Source organism: Bradyrhizobium sp. AUGA SZCCT0182 (genome assembly GCF_018130185.1).
Taxonomy (GTDB): Bacteria; Pseudomonadota; Alphaproteobacteria; order Rhizobiales; family Xanthobacteraceae; genus Bradyrhizobium.
Window position 1 is genome coordinate 1 of record NZ_JAFCLY010000026.1, and the last position, 23673, is coordinate 23673.

The window sequence follows — 23673 nt, forward strand, 5'->3', positions numbered from 1 at the left end:
CGGCCTTCCCTGCGCAATGGCTTTACGGCTTATGCCGTGCTCTCCCCGGAGACGAGTTCTTGGTTGACTCCGTCGCTGCCGTTCAGCTCTCGCCTACCCGACAGCTTGACACCTGCAACGGGTGCCAGGACCACACGGTTTTGCCGTACGCTTATCCACGCCGTCGTCGAGGCGTAAACCAGCGTCCACCGCAACCCGCCCAACGTCCGTGACGACGGCCGACGCCCTTCTGAGTAGGACGGGATGGCGATATCTGTGCACCTGATTTGCCCTTCTGTAAAAGCGAAACTTTGCCCGACGGGCCAATTTGTCGCACGCAGCGTGCCCATCATTCAGGTCATCGACGTAGATGGTGGGCACGGCGCAAGAGCGCCTTTGCCCACCCTACTTGGCCCGCAGTGCCAAGATCTTTTCGGCAGCGCGCAGATGCGGCTTGTCGATCATCTTGCCGTCGATCTTGACGACGCCGGAGGCCGGATTGTCGTTGAAGGCTTTGACGATCTTCTCCGACCAGGCGATCTCTTCGTCCGTCGGCAGGAAGGCGGCGTTGACGACATCGACGTGCTTGGGATGGATCACCGCCTTGGCCAGGAACCCGTCCTGACGCGCGGCAATCGATTCTTCCCGTAAGCCTTCGAGATCGTTGATATCAGTGGCGATGGTATCGATCGCGACGACGCCGGCAGCGGCGGCACTGATCAGGCAGAGGTCGCGTGCCAGCAAGAACGGCCCATGATATCGGCCCGCGGTCCGGTTGCGCGAGGCACCAAGCGATGCCGCGAGATCCTCCGCGCCCCACATCATGCCCCACAGCCGCGGGCTCATGTTCTCGAAGTCGAGCAGCTTGAGCACCGCCCGCGCCGTCTCCGTCGCCACCGTCACGATCCGGGTGGTTCCGTGTTCGATGTCAGCTGCAGCTTCAAACGCATCCAGATACAGGGACAGTTTATTAACGTCGGCGGCGCCGGCACATTTCGGCAGCACGACACCGTCGGGCCGGCCCGGGATCACGGCAGCGAGATCGCCGAGCGTCATGCCGGTATCGAACGCGTTGACGCGGATGTAGATCTTCTGGTTCGGGTTCCGCGCAGCGAGCATTTCGCGCACGGTGCGGCGCGCCCCGACCTTCTCGTCCGGCGCGATCGAATCCTCGAGATCGAGGATCAACGCATCGGCCGCGGTCTTCCCAGCGTTTTCGAACTTGCGCAGGCTGTCGCCCGGAACGAACAGAAACGATCGCATCAAATCACGCCTTTGGTTTGCAATGCATCAGGCCGGTGCGACGGCAACTCGCGACCACTTCGCCGCGCTGATTGGTCATGGTGTGCTCGAACTCGACGATCCCCTGCGTCGGCCGAGATTTGCTGGCGCGTTTGGAGATGATCTTCGTATGGGATTTCAGCGTATCGCCGTGAAACACCGGTTTTGGGAATTTGACGTCGGTCATGCCCAGATTGCCGACCGTCGTGCCCAGCGTCGTATCGTAGACGCTCATGCCGATCATGATGCCGAGCGTATAGAGGCTGTTGAACAGCCGTTGGCCGAACTCGGTATTCTCGGAGAAATGCGCATCGATATGCAACGGCTGCGGATTCATCGTCAGCAGGCTGAACATCGTATTGTCCATCTCGGTGACGGTGCGGCTGAACTCATGATGAAATTCCCGGCCGACCTCGAACTCCTCGAAATATAATCCGGCCATCAGCGCCCCTTGTAGTTTGGCGTCCGCTTTTCGACGAACGCGTTCAACCCTTCCTGACAATCTTCCGTCGTCGCCACCAGTGCAAAGCTCTCGGCCGCGTTCTCGACCGAACGGCGGAAATCGGCATCGACCGCCCGCATGAAGGCATCGCGGCCGATCTTCATCACGATCGGCGACTTGGCGGCCAGCTTTCGCGCAATATCACGGGCGCGGTCGAGCGCGGTCCCCTTCGGGACCACTTCGCTCAGAAGGCCCATGCGGAATGCGGTCGCGGCATCAAAAGGCTCGCCCAGGAACAGCGGCCCGAATGCCTGATGCTTTCCGACCAGCCGCGGCAGTTGCACGAAGTGGATCGCCGGAATTAGCCCGACATCGATCTCCGGATAGCCGAAGGTCGAGGTATCGCCGGCGATGATCATGTCGCAGGAGATCGCAATCGTCATGCCGCCGGCCCGCACCGCGCCGTCGACGGCGGCAATGGTCGGTTTGCCCATGCGATACTGGGTATCGTTGAGTGCAAAATACAGCCGCTCGAGGAATTTCTTGGTTTCGATCCCGGGCTTGCCCCTGACGATGTCGAGGTCGAGCCCGGCACAAAACACCTTGTGCGGGCTGCCGATGATGACGGCAGATACCGACGGATCGTCCTTCGCTTTCTGCAGCGCTGCCAGCAGTGCATCGATCAGGGGCATGCTCAGCGCGTTGACCGGCGGCCGGTCCAGCATGATCTCCGCGATCTTGTCCGAGACGAAGTAGCGAACGAGTTCAGCGCTCATGATGCCGCTTCCTTATTGTCTGGCCTGACGCACCGCGCCGGCCGCGATCAAATCATCGATGGTGCTGCGATCGAGTCCGGCCTCGGTCAGGACCGCAACGCTATCCTGTCCGATATCCGGCGCGGGGCAAAGTGCGTCTTCGGAAAGGCTGGCAATACCCGGCGTGCGCGGCGTGTAGACCGGGCCGACGCCGGGGGTATCCTGGCACACCGACGCGTTGGTCGCTTCGACGTGAGGATTGCGCAGCCACTCCCCGGGATTGAGGATGCGTTCGGCGATGATATCAGCCGCATGCAACCGTGACAGCCAGGCCTCGGTCGGTCGCGCCAGAAACACCTCGCGCAGCTGTGAGATCAGCGTGTCGGCCGCGTCAGCCCGGCTGGCGAAGTCCGCAAAGCGCGGATCGCTGGCGAGATCGTCACGCTCGATGGCGGCACACAGCCGCTTGTATTGCGGCTCGTTGACCAGCGTCACCATCATCCAGCCATCGCTGGTCTGATAGGAACCCGCCGGCACGTTAAGCGCCCGCGGCGCGCCGCCCTCCAGAATATGCTCGGCGACCTTGTGGCCGAGCAGCGCCGCCGTCGACTGGCAGAGATTGACGTCGATCCAGCGGCCGGTGCCGGTGGTGGCGCGCGCGAACAGCGTGGTGGCAATCGCCTGGAAGGCGTAGACACCGGTCACGACGTCGGAGACCGTGGTGCCGACCCGGTGCGGGGTCTTGTCATTGCCGACGTTGATCGACACCAGGCCGGAAAACGCCTGCGCAACGGAATCCGAGCCGGGCCGTTTTGAGTAGGGTCCGCTCTGCCCGAATGCGCTCACCGAGAGATAGATCAGGCCGGGATTATCACGCGACAGCTCCTCGTAGCCAATTCCAAGCCGGGCGGCGACACCGGGGCGAAACCCTTCGATCAGGACGTCGCAGTCTTTGGCCAGTTTCCGGGCGATTGCGATCGCGTCCTTGTGCTTCAAATCGAGGCAGAGGCTGCGCTTGCCGCGGTTATAGACCGCCGACAGCGTCGTATGGTTTCCATAGGTCGTGCCCAGGAAACGCGACCAATCCCCCTCCGGTGGCTCGACCTTGATGATTTCGGCACCGTAAACGCCGAGCAGCATCGCGCAATAGGGGGAGGCGATGCCCTGCCCGAAATCAAGCACACGCAGACCCCGGTACGGGGCCTCATGCGTCGGCGATAGCGTACGCTTGATAGCCATTTATCCTCCCACAGCCGGTCGGACCGAAAGCTACAGCGCGAGATAGCGCTGACGAATGTTTTCGTTGGCTTTCAGCTCTTCGATACCGGATGTGTAGACGATCTGGCCCTTGTCGATAACCGTCGCGTGGCTCGCAAGGCCAAGGCAAAAATGCATGTTCTGCTCGGCGATCAACACCGTGGCACCGGTGCCGCGAAGTTGTCGCAGCAATTCGCCGATCCTTTGCACGATGATCGGCGCCAGCCCCTCGCTCGGCTCGTCCAGCAGCAGCAGCGCCGGATTACCCATCAGGGTGCGTGCAATCGCCAGCATCTGCTGCTCGCCGCCCGATAGACGTCCCGCGATCCGGTGCCGCAAGGGCTCCAGCAGCGGAAATACATCGTAGATGCGCCGGATCGACCATTCGTCCTGGCCATCGGGACCCTTCTTGGCGCCGATTTCCAGATTGTCTTCCACCGTATGCTCGGGGAAAATCTGGCGATCCTCCGGCACGAAGCCGAGGCCGGCGCGGGCGATGTGATGCGGCTTCAGCCCGGATACGGTCCTGCCCCGCAGGGTGACCTTGCCGCGGCGCGCCGGCGCCAGGCCCATGATCGCCTTCATCGTGGTCGACTTGCCGGCGCCGTTGCGGCCGAGCAGCGCCATGGTCTCGCCCTGCCGCACCGACAGGCCGACGCCGAACAGGATCTGGCTGCTGCCGTAGAAAACGTCGAGGTCCTCGACCTGCACCACCGGCTGCGCGCTCATATCGCGGCCTCCGCGTGATGTTCGGTGCCGAGATAAGCCTCGATGACGGCCTTGTTGCGGCGGACTGCATCGGGCTTGCCTGACGCGAGAATCCGGCCGTAGCACAGCACCACGATCTCGGGCGCGATCCTGAACACGATATCCATGTCGTGCTCGATGAAGACGACCGTGATCTTCTGTTTCTCCCAGAGCTCCCTGACCTTGTCGATCATGCGCCAGCGCTCTTCGGTGCCCATGCCGGCGGTGGGCTCGTCGAGCAGCAGGACCTTGGGATCGAGCACCAGCGCCAGCGCGATATCGAGCAGCTTCTGGTCGCCATGCGACAGCGTCGCCGCGGTGCGGCTGCGCTTGCTGGCAAGCCCCAGCAATTCCATCGCGTGCTCGGCGCGGTCGCGGGTTTCAGCCAGCGGAAATCTTCGATGCATAACACCGGCGCGGCGCTGATCGGCGCCGACGGCGGCCAGCATCGTTTCCTGCACCGTGAGCGAGGGAAAAATACTTGCGACCTGGAACGCGCGGCCGATGCCATGGCGCACGATCTCGGGCGGCGAACGCCCGGCAAGGTCGACGCCGTTGAGCAGGATCTGACCGGAATCCGGCTTCAGCGCCCCGGTGATCAAATTGAAGAATGTGCTCTTGCCGGCACCATTGGGGCCGATGACAGCGGTCAACGAACCGTCAGCAAAGTCCAGCGTCACGTTGTCGGTCGCCTTGACGCCGCCGAAGGATTTCGAGAGTGCGCGAATTTCCAGCATGGCTAGCCGTTCGCCTCCCGAAGTCCGCCATAGGTGCTCCACGATGTTCCGGCCAACCAGCCGCAATCGACCGGCAAATTGGCGCCCGTGATCGCGGACGCACCATCGGAGGCGAGAAAGGCGACAACACGACCGATTTCGGAAGGATCGACCAGACGGCGCAGCGCGGCATTGGCTGTCAGCGCGGAGACATCCCGCTCGCCACGATCAATCGCGTTTTTCAGCGCCGGCGTCAGCGTATAGCCCGGAGAAACGGCATTCACCCGCACGCCGGAGGGGCCCCACTCCGCGGCAAGGCATTCGGTGATCGCAATCACGGCCGCCTTGGCCGGGGCGTAGGCATGTAACGGCATCGAGCGCATGCCGGCGATCGAGGCGATGTTGACGATGCTGCCGCGTTTGCGCGCGATCATGCGCCGGGCAAAGGCGAGGCAGGCGACATAGGTCCCGCGCTGGTCGACACGAACGACGTCGTCCCAGGCCGACATAGGCAAATCGTGCGGCCGCACCGGCACCTGGATGATCCCGGCACTGTTGACGAGCACATCGACCGGCCCGCATTCGCGCTCAATCGCTTCCGCGCAAGCCTCGACGCTGGTCTCGTCCCCGACATCGGCGACGTAGGCCTTGCCGCCAAATTCCGCGGCGACATCCCCTGCCTTCGCCAAATCGCGATCGACGACCATCACGAGATCGCCGCTTGCGGCCAACTCCCGCGCGCAAGCTGCGCCAATCCCGCTGGCACCGCCCGTTACCACGCTGACCCGCGCTTTTGCCGCCGGACTCATGATGCGCGCTCCCCGGAACGCTCGCGGCGCTGCGCGTACCATTCGATCACGAAATCCATCAGGCCTTTCCGCAGGCCGATGGCGAAGAACAGGATCACGATGCCGAGAACGATGCCGTGATACTCGGTCACACGGGTGACGGTATCGTTGAGGATCAGGAACAGCGCGGTGCCGACCATCGGCCCCAGGAAGGTGGTTACGCCGCCGAGCATGTTGATGAAGATGCCCTCGCCCGAAATCGTCCAATAGGCGAATTCCGGATAAGCGCCGGAGACGAACAGCGCCATGATGATGCCGCCGGTCGAGGCGAACAGCGCGGCGAGCACGAAGATCGTCAGTTTGGCGCGCCAGACGTCGATGCCGATGAAGCTCGCCCGCGTGGCGTTGTCGCGGATCATACGCAGCGTGTAGCCGAACGGCGACTGCGCGATCTGGTGCATCAAAAACAGCCCGATCACCAGCAGCGCGCAGCTGACAATGTACAAATGCAGATGGTTCGACAGGTCAATGCCCAAAAATGGCGGCCGGGGAATGCCGCCGCGCAATCCCTGATCGCCGCCGGTCAGCGACACCCAGGACAGGATGGTCGAATGGATCAGCATCTGGAACGCCAGTGTCACAAAGGCGAAATAGATCTCCTTCAGCCGTACACAAATGGCGCCAATGACGAGGGCGACGACAAACGTGATCGCCAGCGTCGCAACGAAAGCCACGGGAACGGCAACACCGGTCTTCTGCATCATCAGCCCGAAGCCGTAGGCGCCGAGCCCAAAGAACATGCCGTGGCCAAACGACGTCAGGCCGGTGTAGCCGACCAAAAGGTTGAGCGACGTCGCGAACAGCCCATAGGCCGCGCAACGGATCACGAAGTCGAGCAGGAATTTACTGCTGGTGAGCATCGGCAGCAGGGCGAGCACGACAAAGACCGCAAGCGCAATCAGGGCATCCCGATTGGGGCGCGGCTTTGCCTGGGTAACGGAGTTGTCGAGCACCTTGCTCGCCTGTTCGGCCTGCAATTCGGTCACGCGACCTCCTTGCCGAACAGGCCGGTCGGGCGGGAGACCAGCACGATCACCATGAACAGGTACATCAGGCCTTCCGTAAACAGGGGAAAGCCGAGCGAACCAAACGAGCGGATCATGCCGATCAGGAGCGCGCCGATCAGCGCGCCCAGGATCGAGCCCATTCCGCCGATGACAGTCACGATGAAGGATTCGATCAGCACCGAAAATCCCATCCCCGGTGTCAGTGACCGCACGGGTGCCGCGAGCGCGCCGGCCAATCCCGCCAGCATGCCGCCGAGCGCGAACACACCGCCATAGATCAGGCCGGTGTTGATGCCGAGCGCGGACACCATGCCCGGATTATGCGCCGCGGCCCGGATCACCTTGCCGATCCGGGTGCGCGAAAGACCGAGGCCGAGAATGATCGCGGCCAGCAGCGCGACGCTGATCAGCAGCAAATAATAGGGCGGCACCACGCCGCCGGCGATGAACAGCGGCGGCACCTGGAACGCCGCCGGCATGCCCATCGACTTGAATTCCGGTCCCCAGATCATCCGTACGACATCGTCAAATATCAGCACGAAGGCGTAGCAGACCAGGACCTGCATCAACACGTCGCGGCCGTAGACCCGGCTCATGAAGACGCGCTCGAAGATCAAGCCCAGCAGCGCGGTGCCGGCCGCACCGCACAGCATCGCCAGCGCAAAACTGCCAGTGAGCTGATAGGCCGTCATCGCGAAATAGGCGCCGAACATATAGAAGGCGCCGTGGCTGAAATTCACCACCTTGAGCACGCCGAAAATCAGCGTCAGCCCGACGGCGACGAGAAACAGCAACATGCCGATGATGAAGCCGCTGGTGGTTTGCGTCACCAGACAGGCGGAGCTGGCGAGACAGCCGGTGAGTGTATCGAGATCCAAGGAAAATATCCGTTACGGCGTGCCGGAAGATCGGCGCGCGAAAGAACCATGGGGCGGTGAACGGAGGCGGCCTGCGCCGCCTCCGTTTCGCGGATCGATCAGGTGTAACCCTTGCTCTTCTTCCACTCGGCTTCGAGTTCGAGAATGGTCTTCCAGTCGCCCGGCTTGACCTCCGGCACGTAGGGCTCTTGCGGAATCGTCGTGCCCCACCCGATTGCATAGCCGATCAGGGTCTGGTCCTCGGCCCGCATCGTCACGGTGCCGTCGGCGCCGAACGGCGATTTGATCTTGAGGCCACGCAATGCCTCCGCAAGCTTCTTGCCGTCGGCGGAATTCGCCTTCTTCGAGGCCTCGGCGAGCAACATGATCGCGGTTGCGTTCTCCCACGACCAGTTGGTCGGGTACTCATTGTATTTCGCCTTGTAGGCATCGCCCCAGGCCGCGTTCTCCGCGGTCGCAGGATAGGTCTTGATGTAGCGGTTACCGGAATGAATGCCCTTGGGCAGGTTCTTCACCACGGTCAGCGCGGTGTAGTCGGCCATGTTGACGGCGAACACCTCCATCTGGGTGAACAGCGCATAGATATTGGCCTGATCGATGTAGGAGGTCAGATCACCGCCCCACAGGCAGGAATACAGCGCTTGTGGTTTGGCCTGCAGGATTTTCGTCACCACCTCGGTGTAGTCGGGCTGGAATAGCTTTGGCCAGGACTCGCTGATGATCTCGACATCAGGCGCAAAGCGCTTCAGATACAGCGTGAACTCGCCCGTGGTGTCACGGCCATAGGCGTAATCCGGCGCGCAGGTGGCCCATTTCTTCAGGCCCTTCGCCTTGGAGATCGCCGCCGCGTAGCTGCCGCCGACGATCGAGTCATGCACGCCCTGGCGCGCGGTGCGGAACGCGTTGGGAATGTGCTGCTTGGGATCGGCCGTCAGCGCCGAGGTTTCCGAGTTGGTATGAATGCAGAGCACGCCCAGATCGCGCGCGACTTCGTGCACAGCGAACGCTCCGGATGAGGCCTCGGCATCGATCAGGAGTTCGCAGCCATCGGTGTTGACCAGTTCGCGCGCCACGCGGGCGGCTTCCTGCGGCTGCCCCTTGGAATCGCGGATCACCATCTCGATCTGCCGTCCGGCGAGGCCGCCGGCGGCGTTGACCTTCTCGACTTCCAGCATCACGCCGTTGCGCGATGAGGTTCCGAGTTGCGCCACGCGGCCGGAGAGAATGGTCGGCATGCCGACCTTGATGGTCTTGGCCTGCGCCCGCGCCACCCATGGTGCCGCGAAAGTCACGGCACCGGCGCCCATCAGCGCCAGGGTTGAACGGCGGCTGATGCCCGGTTTGCGGGTTCTCGTCATTATTCCCTCCCTCTCGGGTTTGCGTTCCCAGTTTCCTGCCCAAATCCCAGCCGGGGATCGTGTTGCCCCCGTACTCACAAGATTTCAGAGCAAAGGGGGTGACGTCAAGCCAAATATGAATTACGAGTCATAATTCATCTAACGGGAGATCGGGCCGGAATCCGGCCTTTTGAGCCGAGAAATGATCAACCTTTCGAGCTTCATCGCGTTTCACGCCAGGCGGACGCCGGGCCGCTGTGCGCTGAAATACCGCGGCGAGGAGATCTCCTACGCCGACTTCCACCGCCGCATCGGCCACGTGGGCGGCTGGCTGGCCTCGCGCGGCATCGGCGCCGGCGATGTCGTCGCGGTGCTGATGAAGAACAGCACCGCATTTCTCGAACTGGTATTTGCAACCAGCCACATCGGCGCGGTGTTTCTGCCGATCAACTATCGGCTGTCGGCCGACGAGGTCGGCTACATCGTTGGCAATTCCGGCGCGCGCATTCTGATCGCGGACGAAGAGCTGGCCGGCATCGCAGAAGGTAACGTTCCCGTGGTGCTGCTCGATGAGGCCGCGCAATCCGGCATCTCGCGGCTCCCGCCTGACATCGCCCCCGCCCCGATGCATCCAAGACAACCGCGCGATCTGATGCGGCTGATGTACACGTCGGGCACCACCGACCGCCCCAAGGGCGTGATGCTCACCTATGAGAACATCTATTGGAAGTCAGCCGACCAGACGCTGGCGCTGGGACTGAACGCGGAGACGCGGTTGCTGGTGGTCGGCCCGCTCTACCATGTCGGCGCGCTCGATCTGCCTGGTATAGCCGTGCTGTGGCATGGCGGCATGCTTTCCATCCACCGCAACTTCGAACCCGAGCAGGCGCTGGCGGCGATCGCTGCCGAGAAACTGAACGCAGCCTGGTTCGCGCCCGTGATGACCACGGCGATCCTCACCTGCCGGACCCGCGATCGCTACGACGTCTCGAGCCTGCGATGGGCGATCGGCGGCGGCGAGAAGACACCGGAAGCGCGCATCCGCAGCTTCTCCGAATATTTTGCGAACGCCCGCTACATCGACGCCTATGGTCTGACGGAAACCTGCGGCGGCGACACTTTCATGGAAGCCGGCCGTGAGATCGAAAAGATCGGCTCGACCGGCCGCGCCATCGCCCATGTCGAGATCGAAATCCGCGACGATGCCGGCCATCGCCTGGCACCCGGCGAAAACGGCGAAATCTGTCTGCGCGGACCAAAGGTCACCCAAGGCTACTGGAAAGATCCCGAAAAAACCGCGGCCGCCTTTTTCGGCGATTGGTTCCGCAGCGGCGACGTCGGCTATCTCGATGAAGACGGCTTTCTCTATCTCACCGACCGCAAGAAGGACATGATCATCTCCGGTGGCGAGAATATCGCGTCGTCCGAAGTCGAACGCGTGATCTATGAATTGCCGCAGGTGCGCGAATGCGCCGTCATCGGCATGCCGGATGCGCGATGGGGCGAAAAGCCCGTCGCGATCGTGGTGCTGGGAGAAGGCGCCGCGCTGGAGCTGCCTGCTTTGACCGATCATTGCCGCGCGCGGCTCGCCGGCTTCAAGGTGCCGAAGCAACTGATCGTTCGCGACAGCCTGCCGCGCAATCCGTCCGGCAAGGTGCTCAAGCGCGTGCTGCGCGCCGAACTGGAGGCTTCATGACGCAGTCAACGCGAACCAATTCCGGCAAGGTCACAAAACTCAACCGCGTCGAGCGCAACGCCTGGACCAAGCGCAAGATATTCGATGCCGCGACCAAGATCGTCGGCAAATACGGCTATGCCGAAGCCTCCGTCGCCCGCATCACCGAGGAAGCCGGCGTCGCGCAAGGCACGTTCTACAATCATTTCGAAAACCGCCAGGAACTGCTGGATCAATTGCTGCCGAAAATCGGCATCGACATGGTGCGCTTCATCCGTGCGCGCACCGGCACGGCGCAGACCGCGCAGCAGGAAGTCGAACGCTTTGGCGCCTTCTTCGACTTCATCCGCGAGGTACCGGAATTCCTGCGCATCCTCAACGAGGCCGAGTTCTTTGCGCCGATCGGCTACCAGAAGCATTTTGATAATATCTCGACGGCCTATGTTCGCATCCTGAAGCGTGCGCGACTTGCGGGTACCGTCGACAGTTACAGCGACGAGGAGTTCGAAGCGATCGTCCAAATATTGATGGGTGCCCGCGGCTATCTGAGCCGGCGGTATTCCTATTCGGACGGTGCGGTCACGGCCGTGCCCGACCATGTCATCTCCGCCTACCAGAAGCTGATGACGCGCGGGCTTTTCAATTCAGCCGGCAAAGGCAACGACCATGAGCGCTGAGGGTATCGTTCTCGTCACCGGCGGCAGCCGCGGCATTGGCGCGGCAACCGCCACGCTTCTGGCCGAGCAAGGCCAGCGTGTTGTGATCACGGACATTGCGCCGGAACCACTGGCCGGCACCGGGACGATCCTGTGGCCTGCCCCTTTCGATGTCGCCAGCGAGAGCGCCGTCGTCAGCGGCATCGCGGATATCGAGGCGGCGCACGGCCCGATCACGGGCCTCGTCAATGCGGCCGGTGTGTTCGGCAAGATGCATCCAATCGAGCGCGTGCGGATGGATCAGTGGGACCGCGAGATCAATATCGACCTGCGCGGGACATTTCTGGTCGCCCGCAGCGTTGGCGTCAAAATGGCCGAGCGCCGGCATGGCGCCATCGTCAATGTCGCGTCGGTCGCGGGCATGACATCAGGTCCGATCCACGCCTACACCGCCGCCAAAGCCGGCGTCATTCAGATCACGCAGACGCTTGCCGCCGAATGGGGCCGCACCGGCGTGCGCGTCAATGCCGTCTCTCCCGGCTTCACCCGCACCGCGGCGCTCGAAGCCGGCATTGCCTCCGGCGCGCTCAACAAGCGCCTGCTCGAAAACCCGACTGCGATGAACCGGCTGGTCGAGCCGATCGAGGTCGCGCAGGCGATTGCGTGGTTGCTGTCACCGATGAGCAGCGGTGTCACCGGCATCAACCTGCCGGTCGACGCCGGATACATCGCCGGCACCACCTGGGCCGCCTATGGCGGCCTGCGCGAAGCGCCTGGCACGTAACAAGGATACGAGCATGAATATCGAGATGCCCCGCAAGAAACTCGATCTCGCATCGGCCATCGCCGAAGGCGATATCCGCGTGCTGCTGATGGTGCTGGTCCACATGACCGGCGATGAACGCTGGCTGGAGCCACCGTACAAGCCGAGGCGCGACGTTCGCCTGATCCCCGACCCCGAGGCCGGCCTGCCCCGCGAAGTGCAGGACGAAATCCGCGCTGCTGTCGTGAAGCTGTTCGCCAATGGCGAGCCCAAGCCTGTGATATCAGATCCCGGCGACGAATTGATGCTGAAGATGATGCGCGTGACGCTCGGCGAAAACGTCACGCCGGAGTATGCGCCGCTGATGCGCGAGGAAATGGGCTTTATCCCCCGCGACATCAGCTGGACCAAACCTCCGGCCGACGACAAACTGGCGCAGCAGCATGTGCTGATTGTCGGCGCCGGTGTCTGCGCAATCGCCCTTGGCGTCGCGTTGGGCCGCCTCGGTATTCCCTACACCATCGTCGAGAAGAACGCCGAACTCGGCGGTACCTGGTATGTCAATCGCTACCCCGGTTGCGGCGTCGATACGCCGAACCACTCCTACTCCTTCTCGTTCGGCGCCCGTAATCCATGGACGCGCTACTTCGCCCAGCGTCAGGAATTGCTCGACTATCTCAAGAAGGTCGCGCTCGAATACGACATTCGACAGCACCTTCGCCTCAACACCGAACTGACGTCTGCGCGCTGGGATGAGAGCAAGCGGCGCTGGATTTCGACGCTCAAGACGGCAAATGGCGAAGAGATCGTTGAATCGACGACCATTGTCAGCGCGATCGGTCAGCTCAACGACCCCTCGCCCGCGCATTTCAAGGGCGAAGAAAATTTCAAAGGGCAGACCCTGCATTCCGCATTGTGGTCGGACAACATCAAGCTCGACGGCAAGCATGTCGCTGTCATCGGCACCGGCGCCACCGCGATGCAGCTGGCGCCGTCGATCGCCGACCAGGTGGCATCGCTGACCGTCTATCAACGGACCGCGCAATGGGCACGACCGGTCGCGGGCTATTCCGACCCGATCAGCGACGGTGCGCAATGGCTGCTCGCCCATCTGCCCTTCTATGTGCAGTGGTACCGCTTCAACATGTTCTGGCGCTACGGCGACGGCCTGCTGCCGTTCCTGCGCAAGGATCCGAACTGGCCGCATCCCGAGCGCGCCGTAAACAAGGGCAACGACCGCCACCGCGAGGAGTTGACGGATTTTATCCTGTCCGAACTCAAGGACCGTCCCGACCTGATTGAAAAATGCGTGCCGACTTATCCGCCTTACGGCAAGCGCATCCTGCTGGACAACAACTGGTTCAAGACGCTGACAAAACCGAATGTCGAACTAGTCACCGACAGCATCGACCATTTCGCAGCTGACGGCATTGTCGCGTCAGACGGTAAATCGCGGCCGGCCGACATCATCGTGATCTCGACCGGCTTCAAGGTCACCGAGATGGCGGCGCGCCTCAACATCACCGGCCGTGACGGCAAGGACCTCAGGCAGGCCTGGGCCAACGATAACCCGACAGCCTATCTCGGGCTCACCGTGCCCGACTTCCCGAACTTCTTCGTCATGCTCGGCCCGAACTCCGGGCCCGCGCATGGCGGCAGCGTGATCTTTCAGTCGGAGTGCCAGAGCCGCTACATCAGTGCCTGCCTGGTCGAGATGATCGAGCGCGACATCGCCGCGATCGATGTTCGCCGGGAAGCTCACGATCAGTACATCGAGAAAGTCGATGCCGAGCATGAGCAGTTGATCTGGTCTCATCCGGGCATGACCACCTACTATCGCAACGGCCAGGGCCGGGTGTTCTCAGCGATGCCGTGGCGGTTCGTCGATTACTGGGCGATGACTCATGATCCGGATTTCAACCAGTATCGGCAGACCAAAGCATGAGTTCATCGCTTCAAAATGGCGCTCAAGAGCGGAACCCTCTTCCATCCGGCGGGCGTACGCACGGGAACCCAAGTGCGATTTTTCTCAGCATAAACTTGACACCTGACGATATCTGCCGCAGCATTTCAAACGCTGCACCTGTCGGCGTAGCGGAGCCTTCGGCTCCCTGCCTCGCGGGAATGGCGACCGATCATGTGATCGACCTGCAAGCAGCGGATGCGGACGTAAGTCCGTAAGGCCCACTCTTGGAGAGGAGCATGACGCCACCGGCTAAGCCAGTGACCTTGCTCAACCGCAAGGTCTCGACGCAAATTGGGTGAACAGCAGCTGCTAGCCCCGTTGCGCCGCCTAAAAATTCAAACATATGCGCAAGATCGGAGCGCAAAGGCCAAGCGCTTTTCGATTTTGAAGATGCACTGGTGTCTACCAGAAAACCCTTCGCCTATAACGAAGATGTAGGGCCCCGCGCTGCTTGAATGCACCGGGGCCCATTCGTTTGGCTCTCATTCGTTTGACTCCATGACAGCTTTCCGGCGATCGACGAGATCTCCTTAGATTGCTTCCGTCATTTGGATCGGAAACAATTACCCGATCGTGACAGGAAGCGGCGATGACAAAACCTCGCATACGAATCTATACCGACTACAAGAGCCCCTACGCGTTTGTCGCGAACAAGCGGCTGTTCGAACTCGAGGACGAATACGGCGTCGAGCTCGAATGGCTGCCCTATACGCTACGCGTCGCCGAGTTCATGGGCACGGTGGAAGAGCGTACACCGCATTTCTGGCGCAAGGTGCGTTACGCCTATATGGACGCGCGGCGCTATGCCAACGCGCAGGGCCTCACCATGAAGGGCCCGCGGCGCATCTATGATGCCTTCTATGCCAGCGCGGGCATGCTGTTCGCGCAGCGTCATGGCCTGTTTCGTTCCTACCACGACACGGTGTTCCGGCGCTTCTGGAGCCATGATCTCGAAATCGACGAACTGTCGGATATTGCCGGCTTGATTGCATCGCTTGGCGGTTCGGCCGAGGAATTCAAAGCCTATGTCCACGGTCCGGCTCGGGCCGAACATGACCGCATCATCGACGAGGCAGAGGATCTCGGCGTGTTCGGCGTGCCGACCATGGTCTTCAACGGCGAATTGTTCTGGGGCGGCGACCGCATTGACCTGTTGATCGAGCGCATCAAGAACCCTGACTCGATTGCGGCCGCGCTGGGCAGCCGGCACCGGAAGTAATCGCGCACTGTTCCCGTTTTCAATCTGTTTACCAGGTTTGGCTAACCTGTCTGGTGGTTGAAACGCCGGAACCGGGGCATGTTCAGAGAAAGCCTCCCGATTGCCTATGACGCGCCTGCCGACCTGAAGAAGTGGCCTTCGCTGAAGAACGAGCGGGTCGCGAGCAAGACGCCGTATCTCGTTTACAACGGCACCTTGGCGGGTTGCATCAGGGAATTGCTGGCGAAGCCGATCAAGCAGATTTCGCTCTACGACATCGTGACCGAACGTCAGCCGGCATTCGACGGCAATGTGCTGTCACCCGGCGACGCCGCCGAAATCGCGATGCGCAAGGATTTTCCCAAGGGCTGACCTTTCAGGAAGCCATCAGGTGAGACCAGCATCCGGTACGCTCCAGCACCGGTCGTAATGCGGCGCGATCTACCGCATCCAAGGCTGCGAATTTTTCGCGAAGCTGTTGCAGGCACTTCACCTGATATTTGAACGGTGCCAGCGCATAGGGCAGACCCCAGACGTTGATCTCCAGCCGGTCGAGGCCTTTCGCAAAGGCTTCCGCGTTTGCGACCAGGAACGGCAAATAGAGTTCGCCCGTAATTCTCAAGAGCTCCTCAGCCATTCCGCCGAGTGCCTGCGCGCGCGGATACCATTCGCCCTCGACGCCCGAAGCGTCATCCAGCCGACGCACCCAGTGATCCGTGAACGGCGCCTTCTCGCGCATGATCCGCATCGGCGTCGGATCGGTCGCCATCTCGCTGAGCTGGCCAAACCAGGCGAAATCGGCGAGCGACGGCCGGCTGCCGAACAGATAATTCGTCATGCCGACATGCGGTTCGAACGCCGCGAGCATTCGCAAGTAACTCTCTTCGAGCAACGGCTTGTTCTCCACGGTCGCGCCGAGAATGACCATCCGTGAAATCTGCCGCTGGCGGAACTGCTCGATCTCCTCCGGGCTGCCGGTCGCAGCCTCCGACACCGACCACTCTTCGCCGGCCCAGCGCGAGACATAGGCCTGATCCTCCGGATCCCACCATCGATACAGAAACAACGGCTTGACTGCCCATTCGTCGGCGAGATCTTCCAGCAGGTCGCACACGAATGCGACCGCCTTGTCGTCGGGGATGACGGACCGCGCCTGGTGACGCCGCTCCAGGTCGTAAGCCAATGTCGTGGTCTCGCCACGAAACGTGCCGTCGGGATATTGCAGCACCGGGATCAGGTTCGGCCGCAGATGTTCGGTCGCCTTCCGGAGCGCCTTGGTCATGATGACCCAGTCGAAAGGAATCCTGCGATAGCGCATCAGTGCGCGCAGCTTGATGGCGTATGGCGACGCGGTCGATCCAATCAGCCGATAGCGGCCTTCAGTCATGGTACTCCCTCGATCGTCCCAAACCTGAACGCCGGACACGCGATACTGGCATCGAAGCGGAATTGCGCCAACCGGTGCATTCGGATTTCGCCCGTCAGCCCTGCAATAAACCGGCATGGCTTGCCTTGCGGCGCAGCGAATTCTGCAGCTATCCTCCATACCAAATGATCGGGCCCCGCTTGGCCCAATGAATCCCGCCTAGTGGAGAAACGCCATGAATCCCCCAGTCAGTTCGCCTGCCATCAAGGTCGTGAGATCAGTTCGCGAGCAGGTCAGTGCGGAGGAATGGCAGGCACGAGTGGATCTGGCGGCCTGCTACCGCCTCACGGCGCTGTATGGCATGACCGAAATGATCGCCAATCATATCTCCTGCCGGGTGCCGGGAACGACAGATCAGTTCCTGATCAATCCTTACGGGATGCTCTACGAAGAGATAGACGCATCGTGCCTGATCAAGGTCGACGTCGACGGCAACACGCTGCTCAATGCGACCGACTACAACGTCAATCTCGCCGGCTTCGTCATTCACAGCGCCATTCACATGGCCAAGCACGACATGGATTGCGTCGCGCATACGCACACGCCGGCCGGCATGGCGGTCTCGGCGATGGAATGCGGGCTGCTTCCGCTGGCCCAGACCTCGATGCGGTTCCTGCATGTCGCTTACCACGATTTTGAAGGCATCGCCGACGACGTCGACGAGCGTGCGCGGCTGGTCAGGGACCTTGGCGACCACGAAGCCATGATCCTGCGCAACCACGGGCTGCTCGTCGTCGGTAGAACCGTGCCATCGGCGTTCAACGTGCTGTGGCGCCTGGAACGCGCCTGCCAAGTGCAGATCATGGCACTGTCCTGCAACACCAAATTGACTTACCCGCCCCAAAGCATTCTCGAAGCGACCTACGACAAGATGCGGCCGCGGGTTGACCGGCCGGCCCGAAATGGCGACCTCGCCTGGCCCGCTTATCTACGTAAACTCGATCGCATCGATCCGTCCTATCGGAATTGAGGTTCCGTCCTGCCCGTTGACGCACTTCGCACGAAGTTTGGGCGGCGCTTGCCTGTAATTTGATCGTACATACCGTCGCTAGATCGCGGATGCTGGTCGTCGATGAGGCGATAGGTGCGTCCCGATGAAGACGTTCATTCGAGTGGTTGAACTGTGGGTACCGGACCGGACCCGCACGCGTCTGGAATTCGGCGGCAGTCTTTGCAGCGAGGAGTATTCGGAGTTCAAGGCGGTCAGCGAAAATGCGCTGTTTGCCTACGATGAAGGGTTGCCCGGCAAGGCCTGGGCCTCCGGCCATCCGGTCATTCTCACCAAATTTGCCAACTCCTACTTCAAGCGCACCGACGAGGCGATCGAAGCCGGGTTGACCTGTGGCGTGGCGCTGCCGGTGTTCGCCGGCGAATTCCTGATGGCTGTCATGGTGCTGTTCTGCGGTGACGACGAGAAGCACGTCGGCGCCATCGAACTCTGGCACAATGATGCCGGCGTCAGCCACGAAATGGGGCTTGTCGACGGCTATTACGGCACGGCCGACATGTTCGAGTTCAACTCGCGGCACACCAAGTTTCCGCGGGGCTTTGGCCTGCCCGGGCGGACCTGGAAAGCCGGCATGCCGCTGATCATCAAGGACCTGCACAATTCCAAGCGCTTCCTGCGCTGGGAAGAAGCTTCCGAAATCGGCATCAATTGCGGTGTCGGCATTCCCTACACGACGTCACCTGAAAAAACCTGGGTGATGACGTTCCTGTCGGCGCAGGCGACCCCGATCGCCAAGCGTTTTGAAATCTGGGTGCCGAATCCATCGCGATCGGCACTGGTCTTTCATTCCGGTGATTGCAGCAGGAATACCGAGCTTGAATCGATTTACGCGTCAAAGAGCATCGGCAAAGGCGAAGGCAGCATCGGCGGTGCCTGGGCGACGGGCATGCCCGCGATCAACGAGCATCTGAAGGTCGATGAGTCAGTTGCGGCGCAGGCAGCACGCGCGGCCGGCATGAATCAGATCGTCGTGCTGCCGGTGATCGAGAGCGCCCAGCTCAAGGCCGTGCTCGCCTGGTATCTCTGAACGATCGGATCAACGCGCCAGAGGCTGGCGCAAAACCCCAAAGAAGTCCCGCACCTCGCGCACAAACAGCTCAGGCTGCTCGAAGGCCGCGAAGTGACCGCCCTTCGGCAATTCGCGCCACTGCCGGATGTCGGTGTAGCTTCCTTCCATCCACCGCCGCACCGGTGTGACGATCTCCTTGGGAAACACGGCAACCCCGCTCGGGATCGTGACCTTGTGGGGCGTCCGGCGCTTCGGCCCAAAACTCTCCCAATAGAGACGCGCCGATGAGGCGGCGGTCGCGGTCACCCAATACAGCATGACATTGTCGAGCAGTTCGTCGCGGCCGAGAATATTCTCGGGGTGCCCGTCGCAATCGGTCCAGGCCCAGAATTTCTCGAGAATCCACGCCGCCTGGCCGCTCGGCGAATCCGTCAGCCCATAGCCCAGGGTTTGCGGCCGGGTCGATTGCTGCTTGGAATAGCCGGAATCCCAGTCGGCATAGTATTTGATGCCCTGCAGCGCCCGCGCTTCCTCTGGCGTCGGCTGCCCGTCCACGTTGGGACGCGCCGACATCGCCAGCGTGATGTGAATGCCGGCGCAGTGTTCGCCATCCTGCGCGCCCAGCGCGGTCGTCACCGCCGAGCCCCAGTCACCGCCTTGCGCGCCATAGCGCGCATAGCCAAGACGGTTCATCAGCACCGCCCAGGCGGCGGCAATTCGATCGACGCCCCAACCTGTCGTGGTGGGTTTGGCCGAAAAGCCGAAGCCGGGCAGCGACGGACAAACAATGTGAAAGGCATCGGCGGCGCTGCCGCCATAAGCGGTCGGATTGGTGAGCGGCTCGATCACCTTGTGGAATTCGACGACTGAACCCGGCCAACCATGGGTGATGATCAGCGGCATGGCCTGCGCATGCGGCGAACGGACGTGCAGGAAATGAATATCGAGCCCGTCGATCCCGGTCGTGAACTGCGTAAAGCGATTGAGGCGCGCCTCGCGGGCGCGCCAGTCATGTTCCTCGGCCCAGTACCGGCAAATCTCCTTGATCCATTTCAACGGCGCGCCCTGGCTCCAGTCGTCGACCAATTCGGCCTCCGGCCAGCGTGTATTCCGCAACCGCGACTTCAGATCGTCGAGCACATCGTCGCCGACCGAGATGCGATAGGGTTTGATTTCAGCGCTCATGGAGAATTCTCACAATGCCTGATGGCAAGCTGCAATTGCATCCTGCCGATTTTATGTGCGTGACATTACGCAGACGCGTCAGCTTGATGCAAATTGACGGGCTGGTCGAGACGTTCCGGAGTCCTGTTGCGGGATCCTCCCTTGACCTCGCGGCAGTTGTGCGGCGCCTGGCGCGTCAGGGCGCCAGCCGGTGCTTGAAGAAGCCCAAGATCTCGTCGCGGGCTGCGATGGTCGGCTGGCCGGCTTCGTCGATCAGGTGGGCGGTCACGACACTATGCGGCGTGGTGACGTAGCGCTCGAAAAACTCGGGAACATCGGTGTTCGCCGCGTTGTCGGGAAGCACCCGGCCGATGAAACGGTCGCCGAGCGCCGCCTGATAGGCCGCAAAGCGCTGCGCCATGCAAAATTTGTCGCCCTCGAAGCGATAGGCCAGCACGGTCAGATCTTCCCGATCGAGCCGTTCGCGGACGGCCTTGATTTCGTCCGGCGCGATTTCGATGCCTGCCGGATCGTTCAGCGGCAGTGACGGCTGGGACAGGACCGGCGCCAGCATCGATGGCTCCAGCATCATCGTCAGCGCAAAATTTCCGGTAAAACACATCCCGATGGCGCCGACGCCGGGACCGCCGCACTCCCCATGCGCAAATCTCGCTAGCGACCGCAGCCACTGCGTCACCGGGCTTGATTGATTGGCGGCCAAGGCCCGGAACTCAGCGCTGACACAGGCGCGTTGAAAGACTGCGGTGCCCTCTTCCACATTGGGAACAGCGCCATCGCGACCGAACAGCGAAGGCATGTAGACCGTGAACCCGGCGTCGCGCACCCAACGGGCGAAACGCGCCACATGAGGACTGATGCCGGGCATCTCGGTCATCACGATCACCGCCGGCCCACTGCCGGCGACATGCACCGCCTTGGTGATGCCATCGAGTGCAATCTCGCGGCGCTTGAAATCCTCGAGCGGGTCATCCTGCTTCATGGATCGTTTCGGCATCTGGCCTCACTCCCTGCGCGCGCAACGATCGGCGCCGCCTGAACTAGCGACGCCGCGTCAGCCTTGATGCCGATCATTGCGATTCCGCGCCGGATTGCCTAGTGTCAAAAATGACATTGATCGGGGATTTTTGGACATGACCAAGGTGACGGTCGTTGAAATCGAGGGCTGCCTGGCTTCCGGCGCCGCCATCACCCATGACGTGATGGCGACTGCCAACCAGATCAGCAAGACGGCCAAACGTACCTTACCGTTCGACGTCACGACGGTGCGCTTGGGCCCGCGCCGAAAACGAGAAAGGCTGCGTGGCGCCGACCTCGTCATTGTCCCGGGTCTTGGCCTTGGAGTTGCGTCAGCAGACGAACTCGACGCGAAACTGAAGAGCCCGGCCTGCCGGCATGCTTACGACATGCTGATTCAATCGTTCGAAGCCGGCGCCGCGCTCGCCGCGGCGTGCGCAAGTACTTTCCTGCTCGCGGAAACCGGATTGCTGGACGGCCGGCGGGCGACCACGACATGGTGGCTCGGCCCGCTGTTCCGCGAGCGCTATCCGATGGTCGAACTGGCGAGCGACCGGATTGTCGTGCCCGATTGGCCAATTGCGACCGGCGGCGCGGCGATGGCGCAGATGGACTTGATGCTGGCGATTGTGGGCAAGTTTGCCGGACCGAAGCTGGCCAACGCCTGCGCCAATTATCTGCTGCTGGATGAACGGCGCTCCCAGGTGCCGTTCATGGCGATCAATTATCTGGCGAGCCAGGACCCGAAAATCGCAAAGGCGGAAAAATGGGTGCGGGAAAATATCGCGCGCGATTTTGCGATGGAGGAACTCGCCGAGGCCGTCGCGCTCGCGCCGCGCACATTTGCCCGGCGCATCGCGGCGACCTGCGGCGTCTCGCCTATTCAGTTCGTTCAACGCATCCGGCTTGAGACCGCAAGATATCTGCTTGAGACCACGCGCCTGTCGGTCGATCAGATTTCCCGGCAAGTAGGCTATGCGGAGCCGTCCACGCTTCGCCGCCTGATCCGGCGCGATACCAAACATTCCCCCGCGCATTTCCGGCCTGCGGCCTGAATCATCGCCCGCGGAGATTCCTTGCGATCGTCTTGCCGATAAGTTCGGCACCGGCATCGATTTCGGTTTCATTCCAGGCGGCGAATCCAAGAAACAGCCCGTGCTCGGCGGTCTTTCCGGTAAAATGACGGGAAAGCGGCCGCGCCGTTACTCCAATCCTCGCCAGATCAGCCACGAGACGGCAGTCATCTGATCCCGGTTCCAGCCGGGCGAGAAGCTGCATGCCGCCGGCCGGCGGCGTGATCGCGAGCTTGCTTCCGGCCGCTGAAGCCAGCGCATGCGTCAGGTGGTCACGGCGGCCGCGATAGATGCGGGTCATCCGGCGAATATGGGCTGCGAAATCGCCGTCGCCGATAAACTCCGCCAGCGCGAGCTGCATCGCACCCATCACCATTTGGCCGGTATGCCGCTGCATCCTCTCGAATGTTTCAACGAGGCTGTCGGGCACGATCGCGTAGCCCACGCGGATATCCGGCAACATCGGTTTCGAGAAGGTCCCGACATAGAAGACGTTGCTGGCCGTATCGATGCCCTGCAACGCGACCACCGGCCGGCCGTCGAAATGAAACTCGCTGTCGTAGTCGTCCTCGATGATCGCCGCGCCCGCTTCCGCGGCGAATGCCAACAGTTCCTGCCGGCGCTTGATCGGCATCAGCCTGCCCGTCGGGTATTGATGCGAGGGTGTGCAGAAAATCAGCCGCGGACGATCGGTCCGCCCCGCCAGGCGCAACCCGCTCCGATCCAGCGTCATTCCCTTGACCCGTGCACCGGTCGCCTCAAGCGCCACGCGCGCGCCGCCATATCCCGGGCTTTCGATCCACGCCAGATCGCCCTCATTGAGCAGGACCCGCGATATCAATTCGATGGCAGCCTGGGCCGACGACGTAATGATCAGCCTGCGCGCGTCGGCCTTGACGCCGCGATGCTCCACGAGATGGCTGAGCAACGCCGATCGAAGAGCCGGATGGTTGGCCCTGATTCCCGCCGCATGCCTGCTGCGGGCCGCGCGGCGCAGACAGCGCGCCCACACCTCGTGTGGAAACTCGCGGGCATCGGCGAGCCCCGGAGCAAATGGCCGCGGACTCCCTCCTTCGTTCGTGAAGTGCCAGTCCGACCGGCTGACCTGCCTCGCCCAACGGGAGACCCGCATGAAGCCGGAACGCTCATGATCCGGAGATTGATCACCGGAGACCAGCTGCATTTTCTCGACCGCCGCGACCACCGGCCGGCGTCCGCGTGCGACGACGATGTAACCTTCCACCGCCAGCTGATCGATGACAGTTGAGACCGTGTTTCGCGAGACCCCGAAATCTTCCGCCAGCCCCCGGCTGGACGGCAGCCGGTATCCCCGCGGCAAGGCGCCCGACAGGATTGCGGTGCGCAGGCGATCGTAGATCTGGCGCGCCAGGCGACCGCCATCCTGCGGGACGAACCTCAGATCGATCGTTCCGGAGAGGAGATTGGACAAAA

General features: G+C 62.1%; 23 protein-coding genes. 9 read left to right on the plus strand and 14 right to left on the minus strand.

Translation table 11 applies throughout. The features are described 5' to 3' along the window. Positions 1 to 384 precede the first annotated feature (384 nt). The 10 genes from JQ611_RS25060 to JQ611_RS25105 all read right to left on the minus strand — a co-directional run bounded on the left by JQ611_RS25060 (position 385) and on the right by JQ611_RS25105 (position 9268). Positions 385 to 1242 carry a CoA ester lyase gene (locus tag JQ611_RS25060; protein ID WP_212466882.1) on the minus strand — a complete coding sequence of 286 codons (858 nt, stop codon included), beginning with the start codon at positions 1240 to 1242 and terminating at the stop codon, positions 385 to 387. Between the two features lie 4 nt (positions 1243 to 1246). Further along, positions 1247 to 1702 (minus strand): MaoC family dehydratase, encoded by a 456-nt coding sequence (locus JQ611_RS25065; protein ID WP_211998688.1) that lies wholly within the window; start codon positions 1700 to 1702, stop codon positions 1247 to 1249. Continuing rightward, positions 1702 to 2478, minus strand: a complete 777-nt coding sequence (locus JQ611_RS25070; RefSeq protein WP_212466883.1) for an enoyl-CoA hydratase/isomerase family protein — start codon at positions 2476 to 2478, stop codon at positions 1702 to 1704. Before JQ611_RS25070 ends, JQ611_RS25065 begins: the two co-directional genes overlap by 1 nt. Positions 2479 to 2490: 12 nt before the next feature. Next, positions 2491 to 3696: a CaiB/BaiF CoA-transferase family protein gene (locus JQ611_RS25075; RefSeq protein ID WP_212466884.1), complete on the minus strand. Its 1206-nt coding sequence runs from the start codon at positions 3694 to 3696 to the stop codon at positions 2491 to 2493. Between the two features lie 30 nt (positions 3697 to 3726). After that, entirely contained in the window at positions 3727 to 4443 is a 717-nt protein-coding gene (locus tag JQ611_RS25080; protein WP_211998685.1) for an ABC transporter ATP-binding protein, read from the minus strand. Beyond that, positions 4440 to 5198, minus strand: a complete 759-nt coding sequence (locus tag JQ611_RS25085; protein ID WP_212466885.1) for an ABC transporter ATP-binding protein — start codon at positions 5196 to 5198, stop codon at positions 4440 to 4442. The genes JQ611_RS25080 and JQ611_RS25085 overlap by 4 nt, the downstream gene beginning before the upstream one ends. Positions 5199 to 5200: 2 nt before the next feature. Beyond that, a complete protein-coding gene (locus JQ611_RS25090; protein WP_212466886.1) occupies positions 5201 to 5986 on the minus strand; it encodes an SDR family NAD(P)-dependent oxidoreductase in 786 nt (261 codons plus the stop codon). Continuing rightward, positions 5983 to 7011 (minus strand): branched-chain amino acid ABC transporter permease, encoded by a 1029-nt coding sequence (locus tag JQ611_RS25095; protein ID WP_409363312.1) that lies wholly within the window; start codon positions 7009 to 7011, stop codon positions 5983 to 5985. The genes JQ611_RS25090 and JQ611_RS25095 overlap by 4 nt, the downstream gene beginning before the upstream one ends. After that, positions 7008 to 7910, minus strand: coding sequence for a branched-chain amino acid ABC transporter permease (locus JQ611_RS25100; protein ID WP_212389624.1), 903 nt, complete (start codon positions 7908 to 7910; stop codon positions 7008 to 7010). Before JQ611_RS25100 ends, JQ611_RS25095 begins: the two co-directional genes overlap by 4 nt. Before the next feature lie 98 nt (positions 7911 to 8008). Further along, entirely contained in the window at positions 8009 to 9268 is a 1260-nt protein-coding gene (locus JQ611_RS25105) for an ABC transporter substrate-binding protein (protein WP_212389623.1), read from the minus strand. Between the two features lie 181 nt (positions 9269 to 9449). Here JQ611_RS25105 and JQ611_RS25110 point away from each other — a divergent pair, with 181 nt between their 5' ends. The 6 genes from JQ611_RS25110 (at position 9450) to JQ611_RS25135 (ending at position 15877) form a co-directional block, all read left to right on the plus strand. Further along, a complete protein-coding gene (locus JQ611_RS25110) occupies positions 9450 to 10943 on the plus strand; it encodes an AMP-binding protein (protein WP_212466887.1) in 1494 nt (497 codons plus the stop codon). Then, positions 10940 to 11599 (plus strand): TetR/AcrR family transcriptional regulator, encoded by a 660-nt coding sequence (locus tag JQ611_RS25115; protein ID WP_212466888.1) that lies wholly within the window; start codon positions 10940 to 10942, stop codon positions 11597 to 11599. Before JQ611_RS25110 ends, JQ611_RS25115 begins: the two co-directional genes overlap by 4 nt. Then, on the plus strand, positions 11589 to 12362 hold the full coding sequence (locus JQ611_RS25120; protein ID WP_212466889.1) for an SDR family NAD(P)-dependent oxidoreductase: 774 nt from the start codon (positions 11589 to 11591) through the stop codon (positions 12360 to 12362). Before JQ611_RS25115 ends, JQ611_RS25120 begins: the two co-directional genes overlap by 11 nt. Before the next feature lie 13 nt (positions 12363 to 12375). Continuing rightward, the gene (locus JQ611_RS25125; protein ID WP_212466890.1) at positions 12376 to 14286 is read left to right on the plus strand and encodes an NAD(P)/FAD-dependent oxidoreductase; all 1911 of its coding nucleotides are present in this window, start codon (positions 12376 to 12378) and stop codon (positions 14284 to 14286) included. 610 nt (positions 14287 to 14896) lie between these two features. Beyond that, positions 14897 to 15526: a 2-hydroxychromene-2-carboxylate isomerase gene (locus JQ611_RS25130; protein ID WP_212389618.1), complete on the plus strand. Its 630-nt coding sequence runs from the start codon at positions 14897 to 14899 to the stop codon at positions 15524 to 15526. A gap of 78 nt (positions 15527 to 15604) precedes the next feature. Then, the gene (locus JQ611_RS25135) at positions 15605 to 15877 is read left to right on the plus strand and encodes a hypothetical protein (protein WP_212389617.1); all 273 of its coding nucleotides are present in this window, start codon (positions 15605 to 15607) and stop codon (positions 15875 to 15877) included. A gap of 4 nt (positions 15878 to 15881) precedes the next feature. Here the strand turns inward: JQ611_RS25135 and JQ611_RS25140 are convergent, their stop codons facing one another. Then, positions 15882 to 16892 carry a glutathione S-transferase N-terminal domain-containing protein gene (locus JQ611_RS25140; RefSeq protein WP_212466891.1) on the minus strand — a complete coding sequence of 337 codons (1011 nt, stop codon included), beginning with the start codon at positions 16890 to 16892 and terminating at the stop codon, positions 15882 to 15884. Between the two features lie 214 nt (positions 16893 to 17106). On the opposite strand from JQ611_RS25140, the gene JQ611_RS25145 reads away from it, so the two are divergent. Together JQ611_RS25145 and JQ611_RS25150 are read left to right on the plus strand one after the other, a co-directional pair. Next, complete coding sequence (locus tag JQ611_RS25145; protein WP_212389615.1) at positions 17107 to 17901, plus strand: class II aldolase/adducin family protein; 795 nt, start codon at positions 17107 to 17109, stop codon at positions 17899 to 17901. Positions 17902 to 18025: 124 nt separating this feature from the next. Continuing rightward, a complete protein-coding gene (locus JQ611_RS25150; protein WP_212389614.1) occupies positions 18026 to 18967 on the plus strand; it encodes a GAF domain-containing protein in 942 nt (313 codons plus the stop codon). A gap of 9 nt (positions 18968 to 18976) precedes the next feature. Here the strand turns inward: JQ611_RS25150 and JQ611_RS25155 are convergent, their stop codons facing one another. Both JQ611_RS25155 and JQ611_RS25160 read right to left on the minus strand, forming a co-directional pair. Further along, positions 18977 to 20134 carry an epoxide hydrolase family protein gene (locus JQ611_RS25155; protein WP_212466892.1) on the minus strand — a complete coding sequence of 386 codons (1158 nt, stop codon included), beginning with the start codon at positions 20132 to 20134 and terminating at the stop codon, positions 18977 to 18979. A gap of 175 nt (positions 20135 to 20309) precedes the next feature. After that, a complete protein-coding gene (locus JQ611_RS25160; RefSeq protein ID WP_212466893.1) occupies positions 20310 to 21128 on the minus strand; it encodes a dienelactone hydrolase family protein in 819 nt (272 codons plus the stop codon). A 136-nt stretch (positions 21129 to 21264) separates the two neighbouring features. On the opposite strand from JQ611_RS25160, the gene JQ611_RS25165 reads away from it, so the two are divergent. After that, complete coding sequence (locus JQ611_RS25165; RefSeq protein ID WP_212466894.1) at positions 21265 to 22203, plus strand: GlxA family transcriptional regulator; 939 nt, start codon at positions 21265 to 21267, stop codon at positions 22201 to 22203. Position 22204: 1 nt separating this feature from the next. Here JQ611_RS25165 and JQ611_RS25170 read toward each other — a convergent pair whose 3' ends face one another. Further along, positions 22205 to 23671: a PLP-dependent aminotransferase family protein gene (locus JQ611_RS25170; RefSeq protein ID WP_249133434.1), complete on the minus strand. Its 1467-nt coding sequence runs from the start codon at positions 23669 to 23671 to the stop codon at positions 22205 to 22207. Between the last annotated feature and the right edge of the window lie 2 nt (positions 23672 to 23673).

What these genes read in the sequence shown, in the direction of transcription:
- JQ611_RS25060 (WP_212466882.1), bottom strand. Translation starts at nt 1,242, where the DNA reads ATGCGATCGTTTCTGTTCGTTCCGGGCGACAGCCTGCGCAAGTTCGAA.
- JQ611_RS25065 (WP_211998688.1), bottom strand. Translation starts at nt 1,702, where the DNA reads ATGGCCGGATTATATTTCGAGGAGTTCGAGGTCGGCCGGGAATTTCAT.
- JQ611_RS25070 (WP_212466883.1), bottom strand. Translation starts at nt 2,478, where the DNA reads ATGAGCGCTGAACTCGTTCGCTACTTCGTCTCGGACAAGATCGCGGAG.
- JQ611_RS25075 (WP_212466884.1), bottom strand. Translation starts at nt 3,696, where the DNA reads ATGGCTATCAAGCGTACGCTATCGCCGACGCATGAGGCCCCGTACCGG.
- JQ611_RS25080 (WP_211998685.1), bottom strand. Translation starts at nt 4,443, where the DNA reads ATGAGCGCGCAGCCGGTGGTGCAGGTCGAGGACCTCGACGTTTTCTAC.
- JQ611_RS25085 (WP_212466885.1), bottom strand. Translation starts at nt 5,198, where the DNA reads ATGCTGGAAATTCGCGCACTCTCGAAATCCTTCGGCGGCGTCAAGGCG.
- JQ611_RS25090 (WP_212466886.1), bottom strand. Translation starts at nt 5,986, where the DNA reads ATGAGTCCGGCGGCAAAAGCGCGGGTCAGCGTGGTAACGGGCGGTGCC.
- JQ611_RS25105 (WP_212389623.1), bottom strand. Translation starts at nt 9,268, where the DNA reads ATGACGAGAACCCGCAAACCGGGCATCAGCCGCCGTTCAACCCTGGCG.
- JQ611_RS25110 (WP_212466887.1), top strand. Translation starts at nt 9,450, where the DNA reads ATGATCAACCTTTCGAGCTTCATCGCGTTTCACGCCAGGCGGACGCCG.
- JQ611_RS25115 (WP_212466888.1), top strand. Translation starts at nt 10,940, where the DNA reads ATGACGCAGTCAACGCGAACCAATTCCGGCAAGGTCACAAAACTCAAC.
- JQ611_RS25120 (WP_212466889.1), top strand. Translation starts at nt 11,589, where the DNA reads ATGAGCGCTGAGGGTATCGTTCTCGTCACCGGCGGCAGCCGCGGCATT.
- JQ611_RS25125 (WP_212466890.1), top strand. Translation starts at nt 12,376, where the DNA reads ATGAATATCGAGATGCCCCGCAAGAAACTCGATCTCGCATCGGCCATC.
- JQ611_RS25130 (WP_212389618.1), top strand. Translation starts at nt 14,897, where the DNA reads ATGACAAAACCTCGCATACGAATCTATACCGACTACAAGAGCCCCTAC.
- JQ611_RS25135 (WP_212389617.1), top strand. Translation starts at nt 15,605, where the DNA reads ATGTTCAGAGAAAGCCTCCCGATTGCCTATGACGCGCCTGCCGACCTG.
- JQ611_RS25140 (WP_212466891.1), bottom strand. Translation starts at nt 16,892, where the DNA reads ATGACTGAAGGCCGCTATCGGCTGATTGGATCGACCGCGTCGCCATAC.
- JQ611_RS25145 (WP_212389615.1), top strand. Translation starts at nt 17,107, where the DNA reads ATGAATCCCCCAGTCAGTTCGCCTGCCATCAAGGTCGTGAGATCAGTT.
- JQ611_RS25150 (WP_212389614.1), top strand. Translation starts at nt 18,026, where the DNA reads ATGAAGACGTTCATTCGAGTGGTTGAACTGTGGGTACCGGACCGGACC.
- JQ611_RS25155 (WP_212466892.1), bottom strand. Translation starts at nt 20,134, where the DNA reads ATGAGCGCTGAAATCAAACCCTATCGCATCTCGGTCGGCGACGATGTG.
- JQ611_RS25160 (WP_212466893.1), bottom strand. Translation starts at nt 21,128, where the DNA reads ATGCCGAAACGATCCATGAAGCAGGATGACCCGCTCGAGGATTTCAAG.
- JQ611_RS25165 (WP_212466894.1), top strand. Translation starts at nt 21,265, where the DNA reads ATGACCAAGGTGACGGTCGTTGAAATCGAGGGCTGCCTGGCTTCCGGC.